Annotated in this window: 2 protein-coding genes; both read left to right on the top strand. The window is 41.5% G+C overall.

Annotated elements, in window-relative coordinates:
- Nucleotides 1-167 precede the first annotated feature (167 nt).
- Nucleotides 168-713, top strand: coding sequence for a 1,6-anhydro-N-acetylmuramyl-L-alanine amidase AmpD (gene ampD, locus QMA00_RS17895; protein WP_290158302.1), 546 nt, complete (start codon nt 168-170; stop codon nt 711-713).
- Nucleotides 714-727: 14 nt separating this feature from the next.
- On the top strand, nt 728-1579 hold the full coding sequence (gene ampE / locus QMA00_RS17890) for a beta-lactamase regulator AmpE (RefSeq protein ID WP_214552977.1): 852 nt from the start codon (nt 728-730) through the stop codon (nt 1577-1579).
- Nucleotides 1580-2091 lie beyond the last annotated feature (512 nt).

The raw sequence follows: 2091 nt of genomic DNA, 5'->3' as shown, positions 1-2091 counted from the left end.
GGGGCTTTACGCCGCGCACATGTAGCAGCGGATTTATTCCGCGTCGGTATTAGGTATTAGGTTCTAGGCCCGCCGCTCGCAGCCCGTCGCCCTTTTTAGGTTTTAGGCAGAGATTAAGCCAAGCACGGTGTTTGGGTTAAGAGCTACATAAGTTTTAAATAAATAGTATGAAAATAGATTCTTTAGGCGTTATAAATAATATTAGCCAGCGGGCGTGTAGCCACTTTGATGAGCGACCTGCTCAGTGCGATATTTCGCTGTTGGTAATTCATAATATTTCATTGCCTGCAGGGCAGTTTAACACTCCGTACGTTGATGATTTATTTATGGGGAATATTGATTGCAATGCGCACCCTAGCTTTAGTGACCTAGAGGGGCTTAAGGTGTCAGCGCATTGTTTTATTAAGCGCTGCGGCGAAGTTACACAGTATGTGCCTTTTGAAAAACGTGCATGGCATGCGGGGCGCTCCTGCTTTGCTGGGCAACAAAATTGTAATGATTTTAGTATAGGTATAGAGCTTGAAGGCACAGATACAATTAACTATACCGATGCGCAATATCAAAGTTTAGCTGCATTGGCGCAGGCTATTATGCAGCGCTATCCAAAAATAACAGCCAGTAATATAGTTGGGCATTGCGATATAGCCCCTGGGCGAAAAACCGACCCTGGAGCGAGTTTTAACTGGCGTAAGTTTTTTAACCTAATTAAATAACTAAGAGTAACAACATGATTTTGGTTTCAATAATAATAGCACTGATACTTGAGCGTTTAGGTGCTCGCTCTGCGCATTGGCAAATGAGTTATTACGCTAATGGCTACTTAACTCGCTCTGTTAATTTATTAACGAATAAAGGTTTATTTGGCACGGCTACGGGGTTTTTAATTTGGTTATTACTGCCTGTGATTGCTGTTGGGTGTGTGTATTTTTTATCTGACTTTGCACTTTGGCAACTTGTTTTTAATGTGGCGGTGTTACTCGTTTGTTTTGGTTGTGCTAAGCAACGTGCTTTATATAAATCGTACTTAAATGCACTGACCCGAGGGGATCAAACCGCTGCGTCTTTGTATGCTTTGCAATTAGGGCAAAAACGCACAGAGGAGCAACAAGGCGGCGAAACCTTAGGGCAAACGCTGGCTTGGGTTAATTTCAGGTTTTATTGCGCGGTTATATTTTGGTTTGTGGTATTGGGCGTTGCTGGTGCTGTTTTTTATGCATTAGTACGTACCTTTGCCGACTTAGTGAGTGACAACCGCGATGAAGTTATTGCTAAGCATTTTAAACTTATCAACCGTTTACTATTTTGGCTTGATTGGCTCCCCGCGCGTATTACCAGTTTTGGCTATTTAGTGATTGGTAACTTTAATAAAGGGACTAGCTGTTGGCTGCATTACGTGTTTGACTTTTCAAGCCCTAATCGCAAGGTGGTTACTTATACAGCGCTAGCGGCTGAACAAGTTGAAGAGCGCTACTATGGTTGTACCTTTGAAGCCACCTGTATGATCAAACTGGTTAAGCGAAATGTACTTTTTTACTTAGTGTTAATTGCTTTAATGACTTTATTTGGTGGTCTAAGTTAAAGAGCAGGGGTTAGGGATTAGGCTTTAGGTTCTAGGGTTTAATTCACTTTGGCTTCTCATTTACTCTCATTGTCTCCTCTTTGTGTAAAAAGATCTAAGTGATTTATTCACAAAGAGGTTAAGAGGCGCTGCGCTTTAGAGGTAAAGACAGGTATTAGAAAATAAAGGTTCTAGGATTAGGAGTTATTCCACTTTGGCTTCTCATTGTCTCCTCTTTATGTAAAAAGATATAAGTGATTTATTTACCACAGAGAATGCAGAGCACACAGAGAAAGTGACAATCAATGGTTGTTCCCTCTGTGGTTCAAAAAATAAATATATTTGGTGCCTAGAGTTTTAGGTTCTAGGCAGAGATTAAGCTAAGCATAGTGTTGGGTTAATCGTAGGCGGGGCTTTATGCCGCGCACTTTACTTTTTTGTGACGGGCTTCGAGTTGCGGGCTTAAAACCTTTAACCTAAACATGCGCGAGGTAAACTCCCGCCTACAATGTAAAAACATGTTTGCAAATTAC

This window comes from Pseudoalteromonas sp. APC 3694 (genome assembly GCF_030407565.1).
Classification (GTDB): domain Bacteria; phylum Pseudomonadota; class Gammaproteobacteria; order Enterobacterales; family Alteromonadaceae; genus Pseudoalteromonas; species Pseudoalteromonas tetraodonis.
This window is presented reverse-complemented; position numbering and strand designations above follow the sequence as displayed.

What these genes read in the sequence shown, in the direction of transcription:
- ampD (WP_290158302.1), top strand. Translation starts at nt 168, where the DNA reads ATGAAAATAGATTCTTTAGGCGTTATAAATAATATTAGCCAGCGGGCG.
- ampE (WP_214552977.1), top strand. Translation starts at nt 728, where the DNA reads ATGATTTTGGTTTCAATAATAATAGCACTGATACTTGAGCGTTTAGGT.